This window comes from Streptomyces sp. NPDC033845 (assembly GCF_055576225.1).
Map to the genome: position 1 here is coordinate 136550 of NZ_JBVIRI010000015.1, position 19774 is coordinate 156323.

18 protein-coding genes are annotated in these 19774 nt (G+C 72.2%); 9 read left to right on the forward strand and 9 right to left on the reverse strand.

Annotation, left to right across the window (positions count from 1 at the left end; genetic code table 11):
* The first annotated feature begins 74 nt into the window (after window positions 1–74).
* From ACZ50K_RS28250 to ACZ50K_RS28260, 3 genes are all read left to right on the forward strand, one after another.
* A complete protein-coding gene (locus tag ACZ50K_RS28250; protein ID WP_468908052.1) occupies window positions 75–884 on the forward strand; it encodes a TIGR02452 family protein in 810 nt (269 codons plus the stop codon).
* Window positions 885–990: 106 nt separating this feature from the next.
* Complete coding sequence (locus tag ACZ50K_RS28255) at window positions 991–1701, forward strand: NPCBM/NEW2 domain-containing protein (RefSeq protein WP_468908053.1); 711 nt, start codon at window positions 991–993, stop codon at window positions 1699–1701.
* Window positions 1702–1738: 37 nt separating this feature from the next.
* On the forward strand, window positions 1739–2440 hold the full coding sequence (locus ACZ50K_RS28260) for a PIG-L family deacetylase (RefSeq protein WP_468908054.1): 702 nt from the start codon (window positions 1739–1741) through the stop codon (window positions 2438–2440).
* Here ACZ50K_RS28260 and ACZ50K_RS28265 read toward each other — a convergent pair.
* The gene (locus ACZ50K_RS28265) at window positions 2376–4226 is read right to left on the reverse strand and encodes an ABC transporter ATP-binding protein (RefSeq protein ID WP_468908056.1); all 1851 of its coding nucleotides are present in this window, start codon (window positions 4224–4226) and stop codon (window positions 2376–2378) included. The genes ACZ50K_RS28260 and ACZ50K_RS28265 overlap by 65 nt on opposite strands.
* 394 nt (window positions 4227–4620) lie before the next feature.
* Between ACZ50K_RS28265 and ACZ50K_RS28270 the strand changes: the two genes are divergently transcribed.
* Window positions 4621–5226, forward strand: coding sequence for a hypothetical protein (locus ACZ50K_RS28270; RefSeq protein ID WP_468908058.1), 606 nt, complete (start codon window positions 4621–4623; stop codon window positions 5224–5226).
* Between the two features lie 70 nt (window positions 5227–5296).
* Here the strand turns inward: ACZ50K_RS28270 and ACZ50K_RS28275 are convergent, their stop codons facing one another.
* The 7 genes from ACZ50K_RS28275 to ACZ50K_RS28305 all read right to left on the reverse strand — a co-directional run bounded on the left by ACZ50K_RS28275 (window position 5297) and on the right by ACZ50K_RS28305 (window position 9007).
* Window positions 5297–5512, reverse strand: coding sequence for a hypothetical protein (locus tag ACZ50K_RS28275; protein ID WP_468908060.1), 216 nt, complete (start codon window positions 5510–5512; stop codon window positions 5297–5299).
* A 316-nt stretch (window positions 5513–5828) separates the two neighbouring features.
* On the reverse strand, window positions 5829–6212 hold the full coding sequence (locus tag ACZ50K_RS28280) for a hypothetical protein (protein ID WP_468908061.1): 384 nt from the start codon (window positions 6210–6212) through the stop codon (window positions 5829–5831).
* Between the two features lie 122 nt (window positions 6213–6334).
* Window positions 6335–6628 carry a hypothetical protein gene (locus tag ACZ50K_RS28285; protein WP_468908063.1) on the reverse strand — a complete coding sequence of 98 codons (294 nt, stop codon included), beginning with the start codon at window positions 6626–6628 and terminating at the stop codon, window positions 6335–6337.
* Between the two features lie 18 nt (window positions 6629–6646).
* Window positions 6647–6805, reverse strand: a complete 159-nt coding sequence (locus ACZ50K_RS28290) for a hypothetical protein (RefSeq protein ID WP_468908065.1) — start codon at window positions 6803–6805, stop codon at window positions 6647–6649.
* A 127-nt stretch (window positions 6806–6932) separates the two neighbouring features.
* A complete protein-coding gene (locus ACZ50K_RS28295; RefSeq protein ID WP_468908066.1) occupies window positions 6933–7235 on the reverse strand; it encodes a DoxX family protein in 303 nt (100 codons plus the stop codon).
* A gap of 306 nt (window positions 7236–7541) precedes the next feature.
* The gene (locus ACZ50K_RS28300) at window positions 7542–8435 is read right to left on the reverse strand and encodes a sigma-70 family RNA polymerase sigma factor (protein ID WP_468908068.1); all 894 of its coding nucleotides are present in this window, start codon (window positions 8433–8435) and stop codon (window positions 7542–7544) included.
* Window positions 8436–8605: 170 nt separating this feature from the next.
* The gene (locus ACZ50K_RS28305) at window positions 8606–9007 is read right to left on the reverse strand and encodes a hypothetical protein (protein ID WP_468908070.1); all 402 of its coding nucleotides are present in this window, start codon (window positions 9005–9007) and stop codon (window positions 8606–8608) included.
* A gap of 260 nt (window positions 9008–9267) precedes the next feature.
* On the opposite strand from ACZ50K_RS28305, the gene ACZ50K_RS28310 reads away from it, so the two are divergent.
* Together ACZ50K_RS28310 and ACZ50K_RS28315 are read left to right on the forward strand one after the other, a co-directional pair.
* The gene (locus ACZ50K_RS28310) at window positions 9268–13863 is read left to right on the forward strand and encodes a HAMP domain-containing protein (RefSeq protein WP_468908072.1); all 4596 of its coding nucleotides are present in this window, start codon (window positions 9268–9270) and stop codon (window positions 13861–13863) included.
* Between the two features lie 19 nt (window positions 13864–13882).
* On the forward strand, window positions 13883–16384 hold the full coding sequence (locus ACZ50K_RS28315; RefSeq protein ID WP_468908107.1) for a SpoIIE family protein phosphatase: 2502 nt from the start codon (window positions 13883–13885) through the stop codon (window positions 16382–16384).
* A 30-nt stretch (window positions 16385–16414) separates the two neighbouring features.
* On the opposite strand, the gene ACZ50K_RS28320 is transcribed toward ACZ50K_RS28315, so the two are convergent.
* Entirely contained in the window at window positions 16415–17428 is a 1014-nt protein-coding gene (locus ACZ50K_RS28320; RefSeq protein WP_468908074.1) for a LysR family transcriptional regulator, read from the reverse strand.
* A 70-nt stretch (window positions 17429–17498) separates the two neighbouring features.
* Here ACZ50K_RS28320 and ACZ50K_RS28325 point away from each other — a divergent pair, with 70 nt between their 5' ends.
* The 3 genes from ACZ50K_RS28325 to ACZ50K_RS28335 all read left to right on the forward strand — a co-directional run bounded on the left by ACZ50K_RS28325 (window position 17499) and on the right by ACZ50K_RS28335 (window position 19764).
* A complete protein-coding gene (locus ACZ50K_RS28325) occupies window positions 17499–18437 on the forward strand; it encodes an NAD-dependent epimerase/dehydratase family protein (protein WP_468908075.1) in 939 nt (312 codons plus the stop codon).
* A gap of 110 nt (window positions 18438–18547) precedes the next feature.
* The gene (locus ACZ50K_RS28330; RefSeq protein WP_468908077.1) at window positions 18548–19432 is read left to right on the forward strand and encodes an aldo/keto reductase; all 885 of its coding nucleotides are present in this window, start codon (window positions 18548–18550) and stop codon (window positions 19430–19432) included.
* Between the two features lie 104 nt (window positions 19433–19536).
* A complete protein-coding gene (locus ACZ50K_RS28335; RefSeq protein WP_468908079.1) occupies window positions 19537–19764 on the forward strand; it encodes a hypothetical protein in 228 nt (75 codons plus the stop codon).
* Window positions 19765–19774: the final 10 nt, after the last annotated feature.

Here is a 19774-nt window from a genome sequence, read left to right on the forward strand (position 1 = left end):
CGCCGTCTTCCGCCCGAAACCGCTCCCCCCAAAAATAGTCACTCTGACACTAATTCCTCGCTAGGATCACCCGCATGAGCAACCGTCTGAAGAACCTCGCCACCGAGAACGAACACATCGCGAGCACCGGGACCTACACCACCGACACCGGCACCCTGGTCTCCGTCTCCGCCGCCCTCGCGGCCGCCCGCTCCGGGACCGTCTCCCACGCCCCCGACTTCGCCCCCGCACCCACCGGCCCCTTCACCGGCCGGACCGAGGTGACCGACGAGGACAGCATGGGCGCGGCCCGCCGCCTCACCGACGAAGGCGTCGAGCACCTGGCCGTCCTCAACTTCGCCTCGGCCCGCAACCCGGGCGGCGGATACCTGCGCGGGGCGAAGGCCCAGGAGGAGGACCTCTGCCGCAGCGCCCTCCTCTACGCATGCCTGCGCGAAGCCCCCGACTACTACGCGGCCCATCGCGAGTCCACCGACCTCCACTACAGCCACCGCGTGATCTTCTCCCCGCACGTCCCGGTGATCCGCGACGCTTCCCGCACCCTCCTCGACCCGCCGCACCAGGTCTCCTTCCTCACCTCCCCCGCCCCCAACGCCGGTCAGCTGGCACTGCGTTCGCCGGGCGAGAAGGTCGATGTCGCCGACGTCCTCACCGAACGCGCCCGCCGTGTGCTCGGCGTGGCCGCGCACCACGGCGTGCGCGAGCTCGTCCTCGGCGCCTGGGGCTGCGGCGTGTTCCGCAACGATCCGGCCGAGGTGGCGGACGCGTTCGCCGAGGCCCTGAGCACCCACGGCGCCCCGTTCACCCGCGTGACCTTCGCCGTCTGGGACCGCTCCGCCGACTCCCCCAACCGGCTCGCCTTCCGAACCCGGTTCACCAACTGACGACCTCCCACCCCACCGGTACCGTCAACCGCCCCGATGTCTGGCGCTACGACCTGGTGATCGAGTTCAATTCCCCTTCCACCCAAGCGTGCAGGAGGGCCGTGTCGTGAGTACACCACCAGAGAGCGGGGGAATCCCGCCGTTACCCGCCACACCGCCGACCGGTGCGGCCCCGGACCAGGAACGCCCGCGCCGCCGGCTGGGGGAGATCGCGGCTCTCGTCTCCGCCGTCACCGCCGTCATCGGCCTGCTGCTCGGCTTCTTCGGTCTGCCGGCCGTGGTCAACTCACCCACCGCCCGCACCGTCACGGTTACCGAGACCGTGCGTGCGACCGAGACCGTCACCGTCACGGCGCCACCACCCGCCGACGCGGGCAGCACACCGAATCCCTCCAGCCCCGCCCCGCTGCCGACGGGGGAAGTCGCGCTGAAGGACCTGGCGCCGCTCGGCCCCTACGGGGACGAGGTGTTCAACCTGAGCTCCGCCACCATGGGAGGCAAGACCTTCTCGAACGCCATGGTCTTCCGCTACCCATGTCAGGGCGGCGCTGACTACAGCATCAACCAGCGATACAAGACGCTCACCTTCACCGTCGGACTCGACGACAACGGTGTGGCCGCGCCCGGAAGGCTCTCGGTCGAGGGTGATGGGAAGGAGCGCAAGAACATCATGCTGGAGATGAACCGTCCCCAGACGGTGACGGTGGACATCTCCGGCGTGATCAAGCTCAGCATCGACGCGGACATCGGCGACGGCGTCTCCTGCCCGTCGGACGAAATCTTGGTCGCGCTCGCGGACGCAGTCCTGCGGTCCTGAGCACCCCGGCCTCCGAACACAGTCGAGCAAGGCCGCCATGGCCGGTATCCGTCGAGACACGACGAGACGGCCGACCGGTCCGGGGCAGGAAGCCCCGAACCCGTCGGGCCCGTCGGCGCGGGGGCCGTCAGATCATGATGGTCGCCGTGCAGCGGCTCAGCGGGAACTCGGTCCAGTACTCACGGTCCGTACGGCCGTTGAACAGGTGCTCGTCCCACCAGTACCCGCCCGTCTTGCGGCTGTTGGAGCTGCTGAGCGAGATCTCGTACGTGCCCGGCTCCAGGTCGGTGATCAGCACGTCCTCTTCGCGGGCGAACCCCGCATGCTCGGCTACGCCGACCTGCGGGTGTCCGACTCGGCGCCCGGCCGGCCGCGGCTGTGCGACGTGCCCCGGGAGGAAGCGGTGGGCCGTCTCGTGGCGCACGTACGCGCCTTCCGGCCGGAGGTGGTCGTCACCCATGACGCCACGGGTTCCTCCGGGCATCCGGACCATGTCCGCACCCATGAGCTGGTCGTCGAGGCCGTCCGGGCCGCCGCCCGGGCCGGAACGGGCCATGCCGGGGCGGGGCCGCCGTGGCGCACCGGCGCCGTGTACGGCGCCGCGCATCCGTACACGGAGAGCGGCGCCCGGCCCCGGTCCGGCTCGTGGGACTGGCCGTGTGAACGGGAGACGGTCAGTCGTGGGAGCGGGGTGCGGCTGGGCCGAGGGGTTCGGGGCGGGTGCCGGGGTCGTCGGTGAGGAAGCCGCCGGACTGGTGGTGCCAGAGGCGGGCGTAGGGGCCTGCGCGGTCCAGCAGTTCGGCGTGGGTGCCCTGTTCGACGATGCTGCCCTTGTCGAGGACGACGAGACGGTCCATGCCGGCGACCGTGGACAGCCGGTGCGCGACGACGAGGGCGGTGCGGCCCTCCATGAGGCGCCACAGGGCGTCCTGGACGAGGAGTTCGGATTCGGAGTCTAGGGCGCTGGTGGCCTCGTCGAGGAGGAGTACGGGGGCGTCGCGCAGGATCGCCCGGGCCAGGGCGACGCGTTGGCGCTGGCCGCCGGAGAGCTTGATCCCGCGTTCGCCGACGAGGGTGTCGAAGCCTTCGGGGAGGGTGTCGACGAACTCGGTGACGTGGGCGGCCTCGGCGGCCCTGCGCACCTCCGCCACGCTCGCGCCGGGTCGGGCGAAGGCGATGTTCTCGCGCAGGGTGCGGTGGAACATGGCGGGTTCCTGCGGGACGTAGGCGATGAGTGAGCGGAGGTCGGTCTGGCGGATCCGGCCGATGTCCTGTCCGCCGATCAGGATCCGGCCGCTCTGGATGTCCGTCATCCGCAGCAGCAGGCGGCCCAGGGTGGTCTTCCCGCCGCCGGAGCGGCCGACCAGGCCGATCTTCGTACCGCCGGGGACGTCGAGGTCCAGGTCGTGGAAGAGCGGCTCGTCGGCTCCGGCGTGGGTGAACCGCACCGACCGGAAGGCGACCGCGGCCTTGGGCTGCGGCAGCAGCGGCTCGGGGTGCGGCGGGTCCAGCACGGTCGGCGGGGTCAGCAGCAGTTCGGTGAACTGGGCGGCCTCCGTCATCGACCGTTCCAGCCGCCGGTAGATCTGGTTGAAGTCGAACATGATCCGGGTGGCGCTGGAGAAGTAGGTGAAGGCGACCACGATGGCCTCGACCCCGTGGCCCTCGCCGACGAGGAGGACGGCGAGGAAGAGTCCGAGGGTGCCGGTGAGGACGGAGGCGGGGGCGACCAGGGTGTCGATGCGGAGGTTGCCGTAGTCCCAGGAGCGGAGGGAGAGCCGGGTGAGGGTGGCGACGCGGGCGCGGTGTTCGGCGCTTTCCCGGGCCTCGGCGGCGAAGGCGCGGACGGTGTCCATGTTCGCGAGGGTGTCGGCGACGTGTCCGGAGACGTGGGCGACGGCCTCCTCGCGGCGGTCGACGAGGCGTTGCCGGTGTCGGATGAGGGGGGTCACGCAGACGGCCGTCAGGGTGATCATCACGAGGAGTACGAGGACGAGGAGCGGGTCGTAGCGCCACAGGACCACACAGCCGAAGAGCAGCGGGATCAGGTTGCCGAAGACGGCGAAGGCGAGGGTGTCGACGAACTCCTCGAAGCGGCCGGCGTAGCTCAGGACGCGCTTGGTGAGGGAGCCGGCGAAGTTGTCGTGGAAGAACGTGGCGTCGCGGCCGACGAGTTCCTCCATTCCGGTGATGTGGAGGTTTTCGATGCCGCGCGCGTCGAGTCGGTTGAGGCAGTGCAGACCGATCCGCCAGAGGGCTTCGCCGAGCAGCACGGCGCCGGCGAAGAGGGCCAGTTGGGGCAGCAGATCGGTGGTTGAGGGTGGATCGTCGTCGGCGAGCCGACCGACGAGCTTGGCGACCACCAGGGGCGCCAGGTAGAAGATGGCGATGTTGCCGAGCGCGGGCAGGGCCAGGGCGGGGACGGCCAGGCGGCGCAGACGGAGGAGTTCGCGGGCGTAGTGGCGCAGCGCGAGGGTGACGGCCCCCTTGGAGGGCGTGCTCGCGCGGGCCTCGGATGAAGTCATCTCGGCCTCGGATGTGTGGTGTTCGGGAGTGTCCCCGGTCGGGGAGAAGCCCGCAGTTTTCCGTATCGCGAACCGCCCGGTCCACGGGTTTTTTCGCCGGATCAGCGACTGTTCACCCCGAAGTGTGCACTTCGTATGGATGAGCGATCCGCTGGTGTGCCGGCGGGGCAGCGGCCGGCCCGGGAAGCGGAACGGAGGCGGAACGGAAACGGAGGTGCCGGCCACCGCCGGGTGGCTGGAGCGTACTCGGCGGATCGTCCGAAGACCGACTGGTCCGGCCGTGGGGCGGACGTGTGGAATGACGCCGCCCATGCCGCCTATGGGGCGGTACGTACTGTCGCGCCACCCCGCGGCGGCCGACCGGCCCTGCGGCCGAGCACCTCAGGAGCCCGCTTTGCGCCGCACTTCCCGGCTGCGTACGACCCTTCTCTCCGCTGCCGCCGCGCTCGCCGCGGCCGCGACCGCCGTGGCTCCGGCCGGGGCGGCCCCGCTGCCGGCCGGGCCGGCCGCGGCACCGGCTACCGCTCCCGCCGCGGTCACCAACGTGGGCCCGGTCAACGTCCATCTGACGGGCATCGGCGGCGGCCCGCAGAACATCGCCGCCCAGGCGGCCGCCGCCAGCATCACCAGCCAGGCGGCCGAGCTGGGTTTCGCCGCCTCGCAGTGCCGGATCGCGGCGGGCCCCGAGTTCATCCGCGTCACGACCACCTACTGGCAGGCCATGATCAAGGCCACCTGTAGCGGGGAGCCCACCGTCACCGCCCCGACCCGCAGCCTCACCCGCCTCATCGGCCCCAGCGGCGAGCACATCTCCACCATCTGGAACGTCCCCCCGGGCTACACGGTCGAGGGCAGCCTCGGGCAGCTGTACACCAGCCCCCGCGAGGGCACCATCCCGATCTACCACTGCGTCGTACGCAAGGACAACTTCCTCTCCTACGACGTCAACTGCGAGGGCCAGACCATCGGCGGGCAGCACGGCTGGATCCTCACGGGCTGACCGGCACGGGGGCCGCCACCGGGATCGGCATCGGGCCGGGGCGGCCGGGCTGGCACGAGGGCGGCCCGGTTCATTCCCGGGAGTCGTCGTCCCGGCGGATCACTTCCCTCACCCGTCGCCACGCCTCGATGAGCGGCAGCAGTTGCATCAGGAGTTCGCGGGCCGCCCAGACCGTGAAGGTCGCGACACCGGACCAGGCCAGAACCCAGAGAATGATTGCTGAATCCACCGTTCGGCTTCCCTTGCATACGGGGCCGAACCGGGCAGGGCTGCTCAGTTCGGCCACATCGTGTGGCTGAACCGAGTTCCCGTGCCGGTGACTGGAGACTCAGGCGTAGTCGTTCGTTGTCGTCGCTGGTCGAGCTGTTCGGAACGTGTGAAGCGGGGCATGGCCATGCCCGTCGAGCTGCGGATCCTCGGGCCCACCGGTGGGACGTGTGGGACATCCGGATCCCGCGCGGTTCCATCGGCGACCTGGATCCTTGGAGGGCTTCGTGTGAAGGCCGACGGTTGGACCCGGACTCGCTGGTGCAACCGTAGCCACACGGGCGGGGCCGTGTCGTCCGAACGGTGAAACCCGACAGAAGGAGCCGACCGGACGGCTAGGGGGCGGTCTCGCGGAAGCGGGCCAGTAGGGCTTGTGCCCGCGCGGTGTCCGGGTCGAAGAACTGCACGGCCAGGGCGGGTGGGACGGCGGGTCCGTGCATGCGGACCTCATGGCAGCGGAAGCAGAACGCCGCCTCGAACAAGGCCAGTTCGAGGGTGTCCGGGTACGCCCGGATGCTCCAGCCCGGCGAGAACCCGCAGCGGTGCCGTTCGCTGCCGGGCAGGCTCCCGACCAGCTCCAGCGCGTCGGCCGCCTGCGCCCCGACCCAGTGGGCACCGGCCGTGCCGGGGTACGGGTCTCCCCGCCGGGCCGGCAGGGACGTGATGCGTACGACCACGAGCAGGGCGGTGGCGGCTACGGCTTCGGCGGGGAGCTGCATGCGCCCAGCCTGCCCGCCCGTCCCGCTCCGCCCTCCCCCGGGGTCCGGCCGTACACAGCGCCGTGGCGGTGGTGACGGCCGTGGGGACGTGACGGCGTGCGGACCGGTCGGTGCGGAAGCGGCTATCCGAGCCGGTGGCGGGCCGAGGCGGGGGCCGAGGCCGCCCGTCCTCCGCGGGCCCGGCGGCCGGGGCGCGGGCGGCGAACCGGGCCGTCCAGGCCCATCGCCCGGCGGGCCCATGCGGCGACTTCCTCCTCCGGTACGGCCATCGTCCGCGCCGCCTCTTCGGCGCTGCTCTCGCAGGCCGGCAGGGAGCAGTGCACTGGTGACGCCTGGAGGCCGGAGGCCGGGTAGGTCATCGATTCCGGCGGCAGGTACTGCGCCGCGCATCCGAGACAGACGTGGACCGTCCGCATGTCGTCCTCCTCATGGTTTCAGCGGTAGGTGGTACCGCTGCCGTTGCAGGCCTTGCACGGGCCCGTCCAGTGGCGCACCACCGGCCGCTGGTGGCCCTTGTCGTCGGTCTCGACGGAGTGCTCGATGTGCTCCGTCACCCGCAGGCCGGCGCAGGCCGCGCATTGCTGTTCCTCCACCCGTCCAGCATCCCGCGCCCCCGAGGCCCGTACACCCGAACACGGAAAACTCGCGGGGGCGGGCGGGGATGGCGGGGCGGGTTCAGCCGGGGTAGCCGAGGGCGAGGGCGGCGACGACCGGGGCCATTTAGAGGAGCGGGAAGGGGATGTGGCCGTAGGAGCGGGCGCGGACGACGGTGATGACCGCGCCGGTGAAGTAGAGGATCAGGCCGATCGCGGCCGCCAGTCCGAGGACGGGTATCAGCAGGCCGGCGAGGAGCCCGAGGGCGCCCGCCACCTTGGCCGCGCCGAGCCAGGTCCACCAGGACCGCGGGACTCCGTACTGGGTGAGGGAGTCGAGGACCCAGGTGGCGCCGGAGAGGATCGCGTAGCCCGAGTAGCCGGCCATCAGGGCGGCGATGACGGTGACGACGGTGGCGGTGACGGACATGGGGTGCTCCTTGTCGCTGGGCCGGTGCCCGGGGGTCTTCCGGCGGCCTCTTCGGTTTCACCCCCATGACCCGCGGGGTCGGGAGTGTGTGACAGCGCGGGAGAGGAAACTTTCGGCGATCCCGGAGGCCCGGTGTCCCGCGGACGCGGGGAACCAGGAAAGCGCGGGGAACCAGGGAAACGCCGGAACCCGCCGTGAGTCCACGGCGGGTCCCGGGGGCTCCGGGGCCCCTGGGGCCGGAGGAGCGGGAGGGGCGGGTGGAGGAGCGGGAGGGGCGGCGCGGTCGGGGGCAGCCCAGGACCGGGGTCAGCCCAGGACCGGGGTCAGGTCCAGGGCGCGGAGCCGGTCGGGGTCGGCGATGACGTCGATGGCGGTGATCCTGCCCTCGGTGACGGTGAAGGCCATCAGGGACAGGGGGTTGCCCTCGGCGGCGCAGACGATTCCGGCCGTGCCGTTGATGAGCGCCGGGCGCAGGTACGGGTAGAGGCCGCCGAAGGTGACGGCCTGGGCCGCGACGGTCCGGGCGCCGTCGAGTACGACCGTGTGGCGGGCGCGGCGGACTCCGCCGTCGGACCGGAGGACCACGTCCGGGGCGAGGAGGGTGAGGAGGGTGTCGAACTCGCCGTCGCGCGAGGCGGCGAAGAAGGCGTCGACGACCTTGCGCTGGGCGGTGAGATCGGGGTCGGGTGGCGGCACCTGTCCCTGGACGCGGCGGCGGGCACGGCTGGCGAGTTGGCGGGTGGCGGTCGGGGTCTTCTCGACCAGGGGCGCGATCTCGTCGAAGGGCACGGCGAACATGTCGTGCAGCACGAAGGCGAGGCGCTCGGCCGGCGAGAGGGATTCCATGACCACCAGCAGGGCGAGGCCCACGGAGTCGGCCAGCAGGACCTCCTGTTCGGGGTCGAGCCCGCGGGGCCCGCTGACGACCGGGTCCGGTATCCGGGTCTCCAGCGGGTCCTCCCGCCGGGTCTCGCGGGCGCGCAGCAGGTTCAGGCAGACCCGGGCGGCCACGGTAGTGAGCCAGCCGCCCAGGTTGTCGATCCCGGCGCGGTCGGCTCGGTCGGTGCGCTCCAGGCGCAGCCAGGTCTCCTGGACGGCGTCCTCGGCCTCGCTGAAGGAGCCCAGCATCCGGTAGGCCAGGGCGCGCAGTCGGGGCCGGTGCCCCTCGAACTCTTCGGACAGGTCCTCGTGTCGAATCATCACCCGATGATCTTGCGGCAGTCGGGGTCCGGGGGCCATGGAGGGGTAGCGGAACGGAACGGAGCGTTGCGCATCGCAGGATCGGTCCTCTTGTCCGCCCCGGCGCCGGCACCGGCCGGGTGGCCGCGGACGGCTCGGGCGAGGCCGGAGCGAGCGCAGCCCGGTGACGATCAGGTGGCGGTGACCCGCTTCCCCCGGTCCGCCGGGGCCGGCCGGGCGCTCAGGTGGTGGCAGCCCGCGGTGCCCCGGCGGATGCGTGACCGGCGGAGCAGGCCCCGGGTGCGTCGCAGGTCCAGGGTGCTGTGCCAGGCGAGTCCCGGATGGCGTGCCCGCAGATGGGACAGGGCCCGGGTGTCCAGGCCGGTGCCGAGGAAGCGCGAGTCGATGTCGATCGCGGCGATCTCGGCCTGGGCGCAGCCGAGGCACATCCGGTAGTGGACCTCCCCGACGACCTTGCGGACGTGGACGAGGAGCAGGACCTCGTCCCCGCTGCCGGTGTCCCCGGGGATGCGCGAGGACAGCAGTTCGACGTGCCGGTAGGTCAGGATCCGGCGGCGCAGCCTGCGGACCATCCCTCTCCCGCCCGCGTGCCGCCCCGCGCCTGCCGGGGACTCCTCGCGGGTCCGGGTCGTACGGAACAAGGTGCTCGTGGGGCGCGCATGATGTCCGTGCATGCGACGCGCGTACCCCCGTTCCGGCGGCTCATGCTCCCGTACGGCGCATCAGGTCCGCGGCCGGCCGCCCGGCCGGGGCACGGCTGCGGAGTCGTCTAGCCTAGCCGGGGGAAGCTGGACGACGCGGGTTCGTCCCCTCGGACGGAGATGGGGCGGGGATGGTCGAGCCGGTGGGCACCGTGGGCGCGAACTCGGCGGGGGCGGTCGGCGAGCAGCAGCTCCGACAGCTCCTGGCGGGGCTGACGTCCGTGCGTGACGGGGACTTCGGAACGCGTCTGCCGGAGGAGACCGACGGTCTGCTGGGCGAGATCGCCACCGTCTTCAACGGCATGGTCGACCAACTGTCCCTGTTCACCTCGGAGGTGACCCGGGTGGCCCGCGAGGTGGGGACCGAGGGGACGCTGGGCGGGCAGGCGGAGGTGCCGGGAGTGTCCGGCACCTGGGCGGATCTGACCGACTCGGTCAACGCGATGGCGGGCAATCTGACCACCCAGGTCCGGGACATCGCGCAGGTGGCCACGGCGGTCGCGCGCGGGGATCTCTCGCAGAAGATCGACGTGGCGGCGCGGGGTGAGATCCTGGAGCTGAAGAACACCGTCAACACGATGGTGGACCAGCTGTCGTCCTTCGCGGACGAGGTCACCCGGGTGGCCCGCGAGGTGGGCAGCGAGGGGCGGCTCGGCGGTCAGGCCGAGGTGTCGGGTGTGGCCGGGGTGTGGCGCGACCTCACCGACTCGGTGAACTTCATGGCGGGGAACCTGACCGACCAGGTGCGCAATATCGCCCAGGTGACGACGGCGGTCGCGCGGGGCGACCTGTCGCAGAAGATCGCGGTGGATGCCCGGGGCGAGATCCTGGAGCTCAAGAACACGATCAACACCATGGTCGACCAGCTCTCCGCCTTCGCCGACGAGGTCACCCGGATGGCCCGGGAAGTGGGCACGGACGGCAGGCTCGGCGGGCAGGCGGACGTGAAGGGTGTCTCCGGCACCTGGCGGGACCTGACCGACTCGGTGAACTTCATGGCCGGGAACCTGACGGCGCAGGTCCGTTCGATCGCCGAGGTCGCCACGGCGGTGGCCCAGGGAGACCTCTCCCAGAAGATCCGCGTGGACGCGCGCGGCGAGATCCTCGAACTGAAGACGACCATCAACACGATGGTCGACCAGCTGTCGGCGTTCGCCGACGAGGTCACCCGGGTCGCCCGGGAGGTCGGCACGGACGGCAGGCTCGGCGGACAGGCCGACGTCAAGGGCGTCTCCGGCACCTGGCGCGACCTGACCGACTCGGTGAACTTCATGGCCGACAACCTGACCGCGCAGGTCCGTTCGATCGCCGAGGTGACCACGGCGGTGGCCCAGGGAGACCTCTCGCAGAAGATCCGCGTGGACGCACGCGGCGAGATCCTGGAGCTGAAGGAGACCATCAACACGATGGTCGACCAGCTGTCCGCCTTCGCCGACGAGGTCACCCGGGTGGCCCGCGAGGTCGGCACCGAGGGCAACCTCGGCGGTCAGGCGACCGTCCGCGGGGTGTCGGGGACCTGGAAGGACCTCACCGACAACGTCAACGTGATGGCGTCGAACCTGACCGGCCAGGTCCGTTCCATCGCCCAGGTGGCCACGGCGGTGGCCCGCGGCGACCTGTCGCAGAAGATCACCGTGGAGGCGAAGGGCGAGGTCGCGGCCCTGGCCGGGGTGATCAACACGATGGTCGACACCCTTTCCGCCTTCGCCGACGAGGTCACCCGCGTCGCGCGCGAGGTCGGCACCGAGGGCCGGCTGGGCGGCCAGGCCCAGGTCCCCAACGTGGCGGGCACCTGGAAGGACCTCACCGACAACGTCAACTCCATGGCGAACAACCTGACCGGCCAGGTCCGGAACATCGCCCTGGTGACCACGGCGGTGGCCAACGGCGACCTGTCCAAGAAGATCGACGTCGACGCCCGCGGGGAGATCCTGGAGCTGAAGACCACGATCAACACGATGGTCGACCAGCTGTCCGCCTTCGCCGCCGAGGTCACCCGGGTGGCCCGGGAGGTGGGGAGCGAGGGCCGGCTGGGCGGCCAGGCCGAGGTCGAGGGGGTCTCGGGGACCTGGAAGCGGCTCACCGAGAACGTCAACGAGCTCGCCGGGAACCTGACCCGGCAGGTCCGGGCCATCGCCGAGGTCGCCAGCGCCGTCGCCGAGGGCGACCTCACCCGCTCCATCACGGTGGACGCTTCGGGGGAGGTCGCCGAACTCAAGGACAACATCAACTCCATGGTCGGCTCCCTGCGCGAGACGACCCGGGCCAACCAGGAACAGGACTGGCTCAAGTCGAACCTGGCCCAGATCTCCGGCCTGATGCAGGGGCACCGCGATCTGGCGGTCGTCGCGGAACTGGTCATGGACGAACTCGCCCCGCTCGTGGAGGCCAGCTACGGGGCCTTCTACCTCGCGGAGGAGAGCGAGCGCGAGACCTGGCTCACCCTGATCGGCTCCTTCGGCCGGCCCGCCGAGAGCCCTGCCACCCGGCGCGTCCGCAACGGCGAGACCCTGGTGGGCCAGGCGGCCCGCAGCCGCCGCATCCTGACCACCACCAATGTGCCGCCCACGTACCTGATCTCGTCCGGGCTGGGCGCCGCCAACCCCGCCACACTGATCGTGCTGCCCATCCTGGTCGAGGACCAGGTCCTCGGGGTCATCGAGCTCGCCTCCTTCAGCTCCTTCACCTCGGTGCACCGCGATTTCCTCGCCCGGCTGATGGAGGCCGTCGGCGTCAACGTCAGCACCATCGTCGCCAACGCCCGTACCGACGAACTCCTTCAGGAGTCGCAGCGTCTGACCGGCGAACTCCAGGCCCGGTCCGAGCAGTTGCAGCGCCAGCAGTACGAGTTGCAGCGGTCCAACGCGGAGCTGGAGGAGAAGGCGGCCCTGCTCGCCAGCCAGAACCGCGACATCGAGACGAAGAACCTGGAGATCGAGCAGGCGCGCCAGGAACTGGAGGACCGTGCGCAGGAGCTGGCCCGGGCCTCGAAGTACAAGTCCGAGTTCCTGGCCAATATGAGCCACGAGTTGCGCACTCCGCTCAACAGCCTGCTGATCCTGGCCCAGTTGCTGTCCCAGAACCCCTCGCGCAATCTCACCCCCAAGCAGGTCGAGTACGCGGGCATCATCCACTCGGCCGGGTCCGACCTGCTGCAGCTCATCAACGACATCCTCGACCTGTCGAAGGTCGAGGCGGGCAAGATGGACGTCAATCCGGAGCGGGTCTCCCTCAAGAAGCTCCTGGGCTATCTGGAGGCCTCCTTCCGCCCCCAGACCGCTCAGAAGGGGCTGGAGTTCGACATCACGACGGCGGCGGGTGTGCCGGTGGACCTGCTCACCGATGACGCGCGGCTCCAGCAGATCCTGCGCAACCTGCTGTCGAACGCGGTGAAGTTCACCGAGAGCGGCCGGGTCCAGGTCCGGATCGAGCCGGCGAACGCCGCCGAGCTTCCGCCCGAGCTGTCCGGTGCGGGGTCGGTGGTGGCGTTCAAGGTCTCGGACACCGGCATCGGGATCGCCGAGGAGCAGCTGGAGGTGATCTTCGCGGCCTTCCAGCAGGCGGACGGCACGACCAGCCGCAAGTACGGGGGCACCGGGCTGGGCCTGTCCATCACCCGGGAGATCGCCCGGCTGCTGGGCGGGGTGGTCACGGCCACCAGCGTGCCGGGCTCCGGATCGACGTTCACCCTGTACCTGCCCGTCACCCGCTCCGGCGAGCTGCCGGAACGGAACGCCCCGGCCCTGGAGGCGAGGGCGGGCGGGTCGGCCGAGGGCCCCGACGGCACCGTGGAGGAGACGGCCGACGCGAGCGCCCCGGCCGGTCCGGCCGGGGAAGGGCGGTCGCGCCGGCTCCTGGTCATCGAGGAGCGGAGCAACGGCCTGCTGAGCCTGGTCGCCGAGAGCGCCGCATCGGAGCTGGCGGTCGGCCCGGCCGCGGTGGACCCGGTCGAGCGGGTCGAGGTCGTCAGCGCGGTCACCGCCGCGGAGGCGGCCACCATCCTGGCCCAGTCCCCGTTCCACTGCGTGGTCCTCGACCTGGGCGCCGGCGACGTGGCCCTGGGGTTCCTGCGGGCCCTGGCCGGTGATGCCGCCCTGGCCTCCCTGCCGGTACTCGCGCACGACAACCGGCGGGTGTCGGGGGACCTGGCCGAGGAGGTCCACCGGCAGGCCTCCGACCGGCGCCTGGAGGTGCTGGCCAGCCTGGACGAACTGCGCGAGCGGATCACCCTGCACCTGTCGGTCGACGGCCTCCAGGACGTCCTGCCCCTGCTCCGGCCGGAGGGCGGGGCGACCGCCCCGCTCCCCGCGCAGGGGAACGCGAACCTGGCGGACAAGTCCGTCCTGGTCGTCGACGACGACCCGCGCAACCTGTACGCGATCAGCGGCATCCTCGAACTCCACGGCATCCGGGTCCTGCACGCGGAGAACGGACGCAAGGGCATCGAAACCCTGACGAGCACTCCGGGCATCGACCTGATCCTGATGGACGTGATGATGCCCGAACTGGACGGGTACGCCGCGACGGCGGAGATCAGGGGCATGCCCGAGTACGCCGACCTGCCGATCATCTCGGTGACCGCGAAGGCGATGCCCGGCGATCGCGACAAGAGCCTGGCCGCCGGTTCCAGCGACTACATCACCAAGCCGGTCGACGCCAACGACCTGGTGGCCAGCCTGCGCCAGTGGCTGCTGCCCAAGGACAGCTCGGGGGCCTTCCGTGGCTGACCGGTCCTTCTCAGAACCCATGCGGGCCGCGGGGCCCCCGGAGCCACGACGACAGCCGGACCCGGACCGTGCACCGGTACCGGCACCGGCACCGGCACCGGCATCGGCATCGGCCCATGGGGCGGCGCCGGGCGGGCCCGGCGCGGCGGGCGACGTCGGCCGCCTGGCCGCCACGGTTGAGCGGCTGCGGCAGGAGGCGTTGCAGGCCCAGGAGGCCGCCGACGGCCGGGCACTGATCGAACTGGCCAAGGGCATCCTCGTGGGACGCCTGGGGTGCGGGCCGGGCGAAGCCTCCCGGCAGCTCAGCACGCTGGCCGAGAAGTCGAACTCGACGGTCCTCGCCCTGGCCGTCGACGTGATCAACCAGGCCGCCCGCGACCATGTCAGCGACCTCGCACAGCACTTCCTGCACACCGCCGAAGGCGAAGCCGAGGCAGCGGGCGCGATCGCCGGGGCCGGGACCGTATCCACCGGGGCCGGGGCCGCGGCACCCCTGCTGCGGCTCAGGTCGGCGGAGAGCGGGATGCTCGCGGCCGGCGACTCGCAGGCCGTCGCGACCGCACTGCTGGACAACGCCCTCGAAGCGCTGGGGGCCAACGGGGTGGCCATCTGGTCGGTGGGGCCGGACTCCTCGCTCGCGCTGGCGGGGCAGGCGGGCTTCACCGCACAGGACGCCGACCGCTGGCGTCATGTCCCGCCCGAGGTCACGACCTGCGCCCGGCTGGCCATCACCCGCCGGGAACTGACCGTGGTCGACTCCCTCTCCTCCTCCGGCGTCCCGACGATCGGCCGTCGCCGGCACCCGGACGGCGGGCGCGTCATGGTTCCCGCCGGGACCGGCGGACGCATCATCGGCGTCCTGGAGGTCGGCTGGGCGAACCCGCTGCCGCCCCTGCCGCCCCCGGTCCTCCGCCAGCTGGAAGCCCTGGCCGAGCTGTGCGCGCACACCCTGGAGGACCGGTCCCCGGACCCGGCGCCGGCCCTGGCGCCCCCCGCCGCCCAGCTCGCGGGGGTCGCGGAGCTGACGGACCTGGCCGACCACCTGTACGACCCGGTCCTGATCCTCACCCCCAGCCTCGACCCGGCCGGCCGCCTGGCCGACTTCCGGATCCACCACACCAACCCCCGGTTCGCCGATCCGGCCGGCCGGCCCCGCGCGACGCTCACCGGGACCCCCTTCCTGGAGGCGTTTCCGGCGGCCGCCGAGAACAACGGCCTCTTCTCCATGCTGGAACGCGTGTACGCGACGGGCGAGCCCTGCCACGCGCCGCGCACCACGCTGGAGACGGTCGTCGACCAGATCCCCCTCACCACCGTCGCCGACATCAGCATCACCCGGCACGGCACGGCGCTCCTGCTGATCTGGAAGGTCGAGGACGAGACCGCGCGGCTCGCCACCCTGCTCCAGCACGCCCAGCGGCTCGGCCGGGTGGGCGGCTTCGAGGAGCACACCGCCACCGGCGAGATCAGCTGGAACGGCCAGCTGTTCTCCCTCTTCGGCCTTCCGCCGACGGCCGCGCCGGTGCCGCTCCAGGAACTGACCCGTCATGTCCACCCGCATGACGTCAACTCGGTCGGGCGGTTCCTGCGGACCCTGCTGCACCGGCTCCGGGAGTCCTCGGTGGACTTCCGGCTCAAGCGCGCGGACGGCATCATCCGTCACATCCGCATGGTCGCCGAGCCCGTGCTCGACCATCACGGGCGGCTCAACTCCGTCCGCGGGGCGTGCCAGGACATCTCCTCGCAGCACTGGACCGAGGTCGCGCTGGCGGCCACCCGGGACCAGCTCGCCGACAGCGAGGCGGAGTCCGCCGACCGCACGAGGCTCGCCCTGCAGCTCCAGCAGGCCATCATGCCGCCCGCCCCCGCCCCGCTGGAGGTCCCCGGCATCCGCATCGCCGTGCGCTACCGCCCGGCCGAATCACAGGCCCTGGTCGGCGGTGACTGGTACGACTCGGTGGTCCTCCCGGACTGCCGGATCCTCATCAGCGTCGGCGATGTCGCCGGGCACGGAATCCAGGCGGCCACGGGGATGGTGATCCTCCGCAACGCCCTGCGCGGTCTCGCCGTCACCGGAGCCGGACCGGCCCAGCTCCTCTCCTGGCTCAACCGCGTCGCACACCACCTCACCAGCCAGCTCACGGCGACCGCGGTCTGCGGCGTCTACGACCCCGCCTCCCGCACCCTGCGGTGGGCGCGCGCCGGGCACCTGCCGCCGGTCCTGGTGCGGGGTGCGCAGGCGCGCGCCTTCCCGATGCCGTCCGGAATACTCCTCGGCGCGATCCCGGACGCGGACTTCGAGGAGGTCGAGGTGAAGCTGGAGGAGGGGGACATCCTGCTGATGTACACCGACGGCCTCGTCGAACGCCGCGACCTGTCGATGTCGGACTCCCTGACGCATCTCCTCGACGTGGCGGCGCGGCCCGCGGACTCCCTCGACCGGCGCCTGGACGACCTCCTCACCTACAGCGCCTCCGACACCGACGACGACACCTGCCTCATCGGAGTCCTGGTCCACTGACCCCGGGCGACCCGGCGTTCGAGGCCGCCGTCACCGCCGCGTGGCGTCGCCGCCCCCGCCGGCCGGTGGGGTGGGTGCGCCTGAGTGCCGGGCGGCCTCCTCCCGTAGGGCGGTGATGAGCGCGGCGACGTGCGGGCGGTCGGGGCGAGTGAGGGTGGCGATACCGATGTGGCGGGATGGGGCGGGTGAGGTGATGGGGACGGTGCGGAGGCCCGGGAGTGCGGGGGTGAGGGCGATGGAGGGGATCAGGGAGATGCCCAGCCCGGCCGCGACCAGGGAGCGGGCGAAGAAGTAGTCGGTGGTGGTGCCGCGGACCTCGGGGTCGAATCCGGCGCGTTCGGCGTAGCGGCGCAGGAACGCCTCGGTCTTGAGGCAGCCGAGGACCCAGGGCTCGCCGGCCAGTTCCGCGAGGTCGAGTACGGGACGGTCGGCGAGGCGGTGGTCGGCCGGGAGGACCACGTGGAGGGGGTCCTCCAGAAGGGGTGTCCACGCCAGGCCGGGGGCCGGGGAGCCGCCGGATAGGGGCCCGCCGGGTGCGGGACCCTCGCCCGCGGGCCCCGCGGCGGCCGGTCGCGGGCCGGTGGGCAGGGGGCCGTCGAAGTGGTAGGCGAGGGCCAGGTCCACCGCGCCCTGGCGGACCAGCGGGAGGGCGTCCTCCGGTTCGCCCTCCCGGATGTGGATCACCGTGTCGGGGTGTGCGGCGGTGAGGCGGGCCAGGGCCCCGGGCAGGAGCAGCCGGCCGCCGCTGGTGAACGCGGCGACGGTCAGCTGGGTACGGCCGGTGCTGAGCCGCGCCACCTCCCTGCGGGCGTGTTCCAGCTCGGCGGCCACCGATTCCGCCGCGCCGACCATGACCCGGCCGGCGGCGGTGAGGGTGACACCGCGGGTGCTGCGGTCGACCACCGGGGTGCCGAGGCTGCGTTCCAGGGCGGCCACCTGCTGGGAGACGGCGGAGGGGGTGAGGCGGAGGGCGGTGGCGGCCCGGTTGAAGCTGCCGTGGTCCGCCACCGCCCGCAGGACGCGGAGCCGCTGCACATCGATCAACAGTTTTCCTTAATGCCGGAACAGCAGATGATCACTTCTGCTGGTGACGATAGGTGCCCAGGATGGGGGCATGCAAAAGGTCTGTGTCATCGGCGGAAGCCGGTACTTCGGAAAACTCCTGGTCGAACGGCTCCGGGCCGCGGGCCATCAGGTCAGCGTCGTCAACCGCGGTTCGTCCGTGCCGCCCGCCGGGGTCGAGCACCTGGTGGCCGACCGGAACGACGAAGCCGCCCTCGCGGCCGCCCTCGGCGCCCGAAACTTCGACGTGGTCGTCGACCAGGTCTGCTACACCCCGGTGCAGGCCGCGATCGCCGCCCGGGTCTTCGCGGGGCGCACCCGCCGCTATGTCATGACGTCCACGATCGAGGTCTACGACCCGGCGAGCGCCGCCCTCCCGGCCGTACCGCCCGGCACGCCGGTGCCTGAGTCGACGGTCGACCTGGCGGGCTGGAAGGTGTCCGCCGACCTGCCATGGCACGAGGACGCGTACCTGGAGGCGCACTACGGCGAGGGCAAACGGCAGGCCGAGGCGGTCCTGAGCCGGGCGGAGGGTTTCGACTTCGCCAGTGTGCGCAGTGCGCATGTGCTCGGCGGCGGGGCGCAGGAGTTCACCGGGCGGCTCGCGCACTACGTGGGGCGTGTCGCGCGCGGTGAGGCGATCGCCGTGCACGAGCGGGCCCTGCCCACGGTGTTCATCCACTACGCGGAGCTGGCCGACCTGCTGGTGTGGGCGGCCGGGGCCGATTTCACCGGGCCGGTCAACGCCTGCTCCGACGGACTGCTGGACGTGTACGCGCTGATCTCGGCCGTCGCCGCACGGGTGGGCCGGGAGGCCGTCCACCGGAAGGTCGGGGAGGCCTCGGGGGAACCCGCCTCCCCCTTCTCCTTCCCGCGCCACTACGCGATGAGCAACGCGCGGGCGAAGGACCTCGGATTCGCGTTCTCGCGGACGGCGGACTGGCTTCCGGGCGCCATCGACGAGGCGATCGCCGCGCAAGGCCTCACCTGACCGGCCGGGGCCAGGCCCGGCCCCGGCCCCGGCCCCGGCCCCGGCAACCAGCCGTACCCGTAACCGTCCCCTCCCCCTCCGCCCGCCCCCTGAGGAGCCGAGAATCCCCCATGCGGTACCGCACGCTCGCCCACACCACGGTCGGCGCCATCGGTCTCGGCGCCATGCCCCTGTCCATCGAGCACCGGCCCGACGAGGCCCGGGCCCTCGCAACCGTGCACGCCGCGCTGGACGCGGGCGTCACGCTCATCGACACCGCCGACAGCTACCACTGGCACGCCGGCGAGACCGGCCACAACGAACGCCTGGTGGCCCGCGCCCTGGCCCGGTACGGCGGCGACACCTCCGGCGTGCTGGTCGCCACCAAGGGCGGTCGCGGCCGCCCCGGGGACGGCACCTGGACCGTCGACGGCCACCCCGCACGGCTGAAGCGGGCCGCCGAGGCCTCGGCCAGACGGCTCGGGATGGCGGCCATCGGCCTGTACCAGCTGCACAAACCGGACCCGGCGGTGCCCTGGGCGGACTCCGTCGGCGGGCTGCGGGAGCTGCTCGACGCGGGCACGATCCGTGCCGCGGGCATCTCGAACGTGACCACGGACCAGATCCGCGAGGCGCACCGGATCCTCGGCGAGGGGCTCGTGTCCGTACAGAACGAGTACTCCCCCGCCGTCCGCGAGAGCGAGCCGCAGCTGCGGCTGGCCACCGAGCTGGGTCTGGCCTTCCTGCCGTGGAGCCCGCTGGGCGGGATCTCGCGGAGCTCCCTGGACGGCCCTTCCGGTCCCACTCCCGAGGGCACCGCGTTCCATCGGCTCGCCGACGGGCACGGGATCAGTCCGCAGCGGGTGGCCCTGGCCTGGCTGCTCGCCCGCTCACCTGCGGTGATCCCGGTTCCGGGCGCCAGCCGCCCGGCGTCCGCCGCGGACTCCGCCGGGGCGGCGGACCTGGTGCTGAGCGCGGAGGAACTCGCGCTGCTGGAAGGGGACTTGGTGGGCTGAGCGAGCCGGTGCCGGCCGGCTGTCGGGTTCGGCCGGATCCCGCCCGAACCCGCCCGAATATCACCCATCGTGTTTATCGGCGGCTCTTTTGGTGACAAGGAGTAGTGACAGTCAGTCTGAACCCGACGAAAGGCAGGAACATGACCCTCGTCACCGCCCTCATCCTCGTCGTGGTCGCCGCACTCGTGGGCATGCTGGCCCTGGCCCCCAGCGCGCCGGCCCGGCGCAACCCCCTCCCCGGCCGCCGGCACCGCGCCACCCGCCGCCGCACCGGGGCGCCGCGACTGAACACCCTTCCCCGCCAGCAGGGAATCCGCCGCCACGCCCGCTGACCCGACCGTG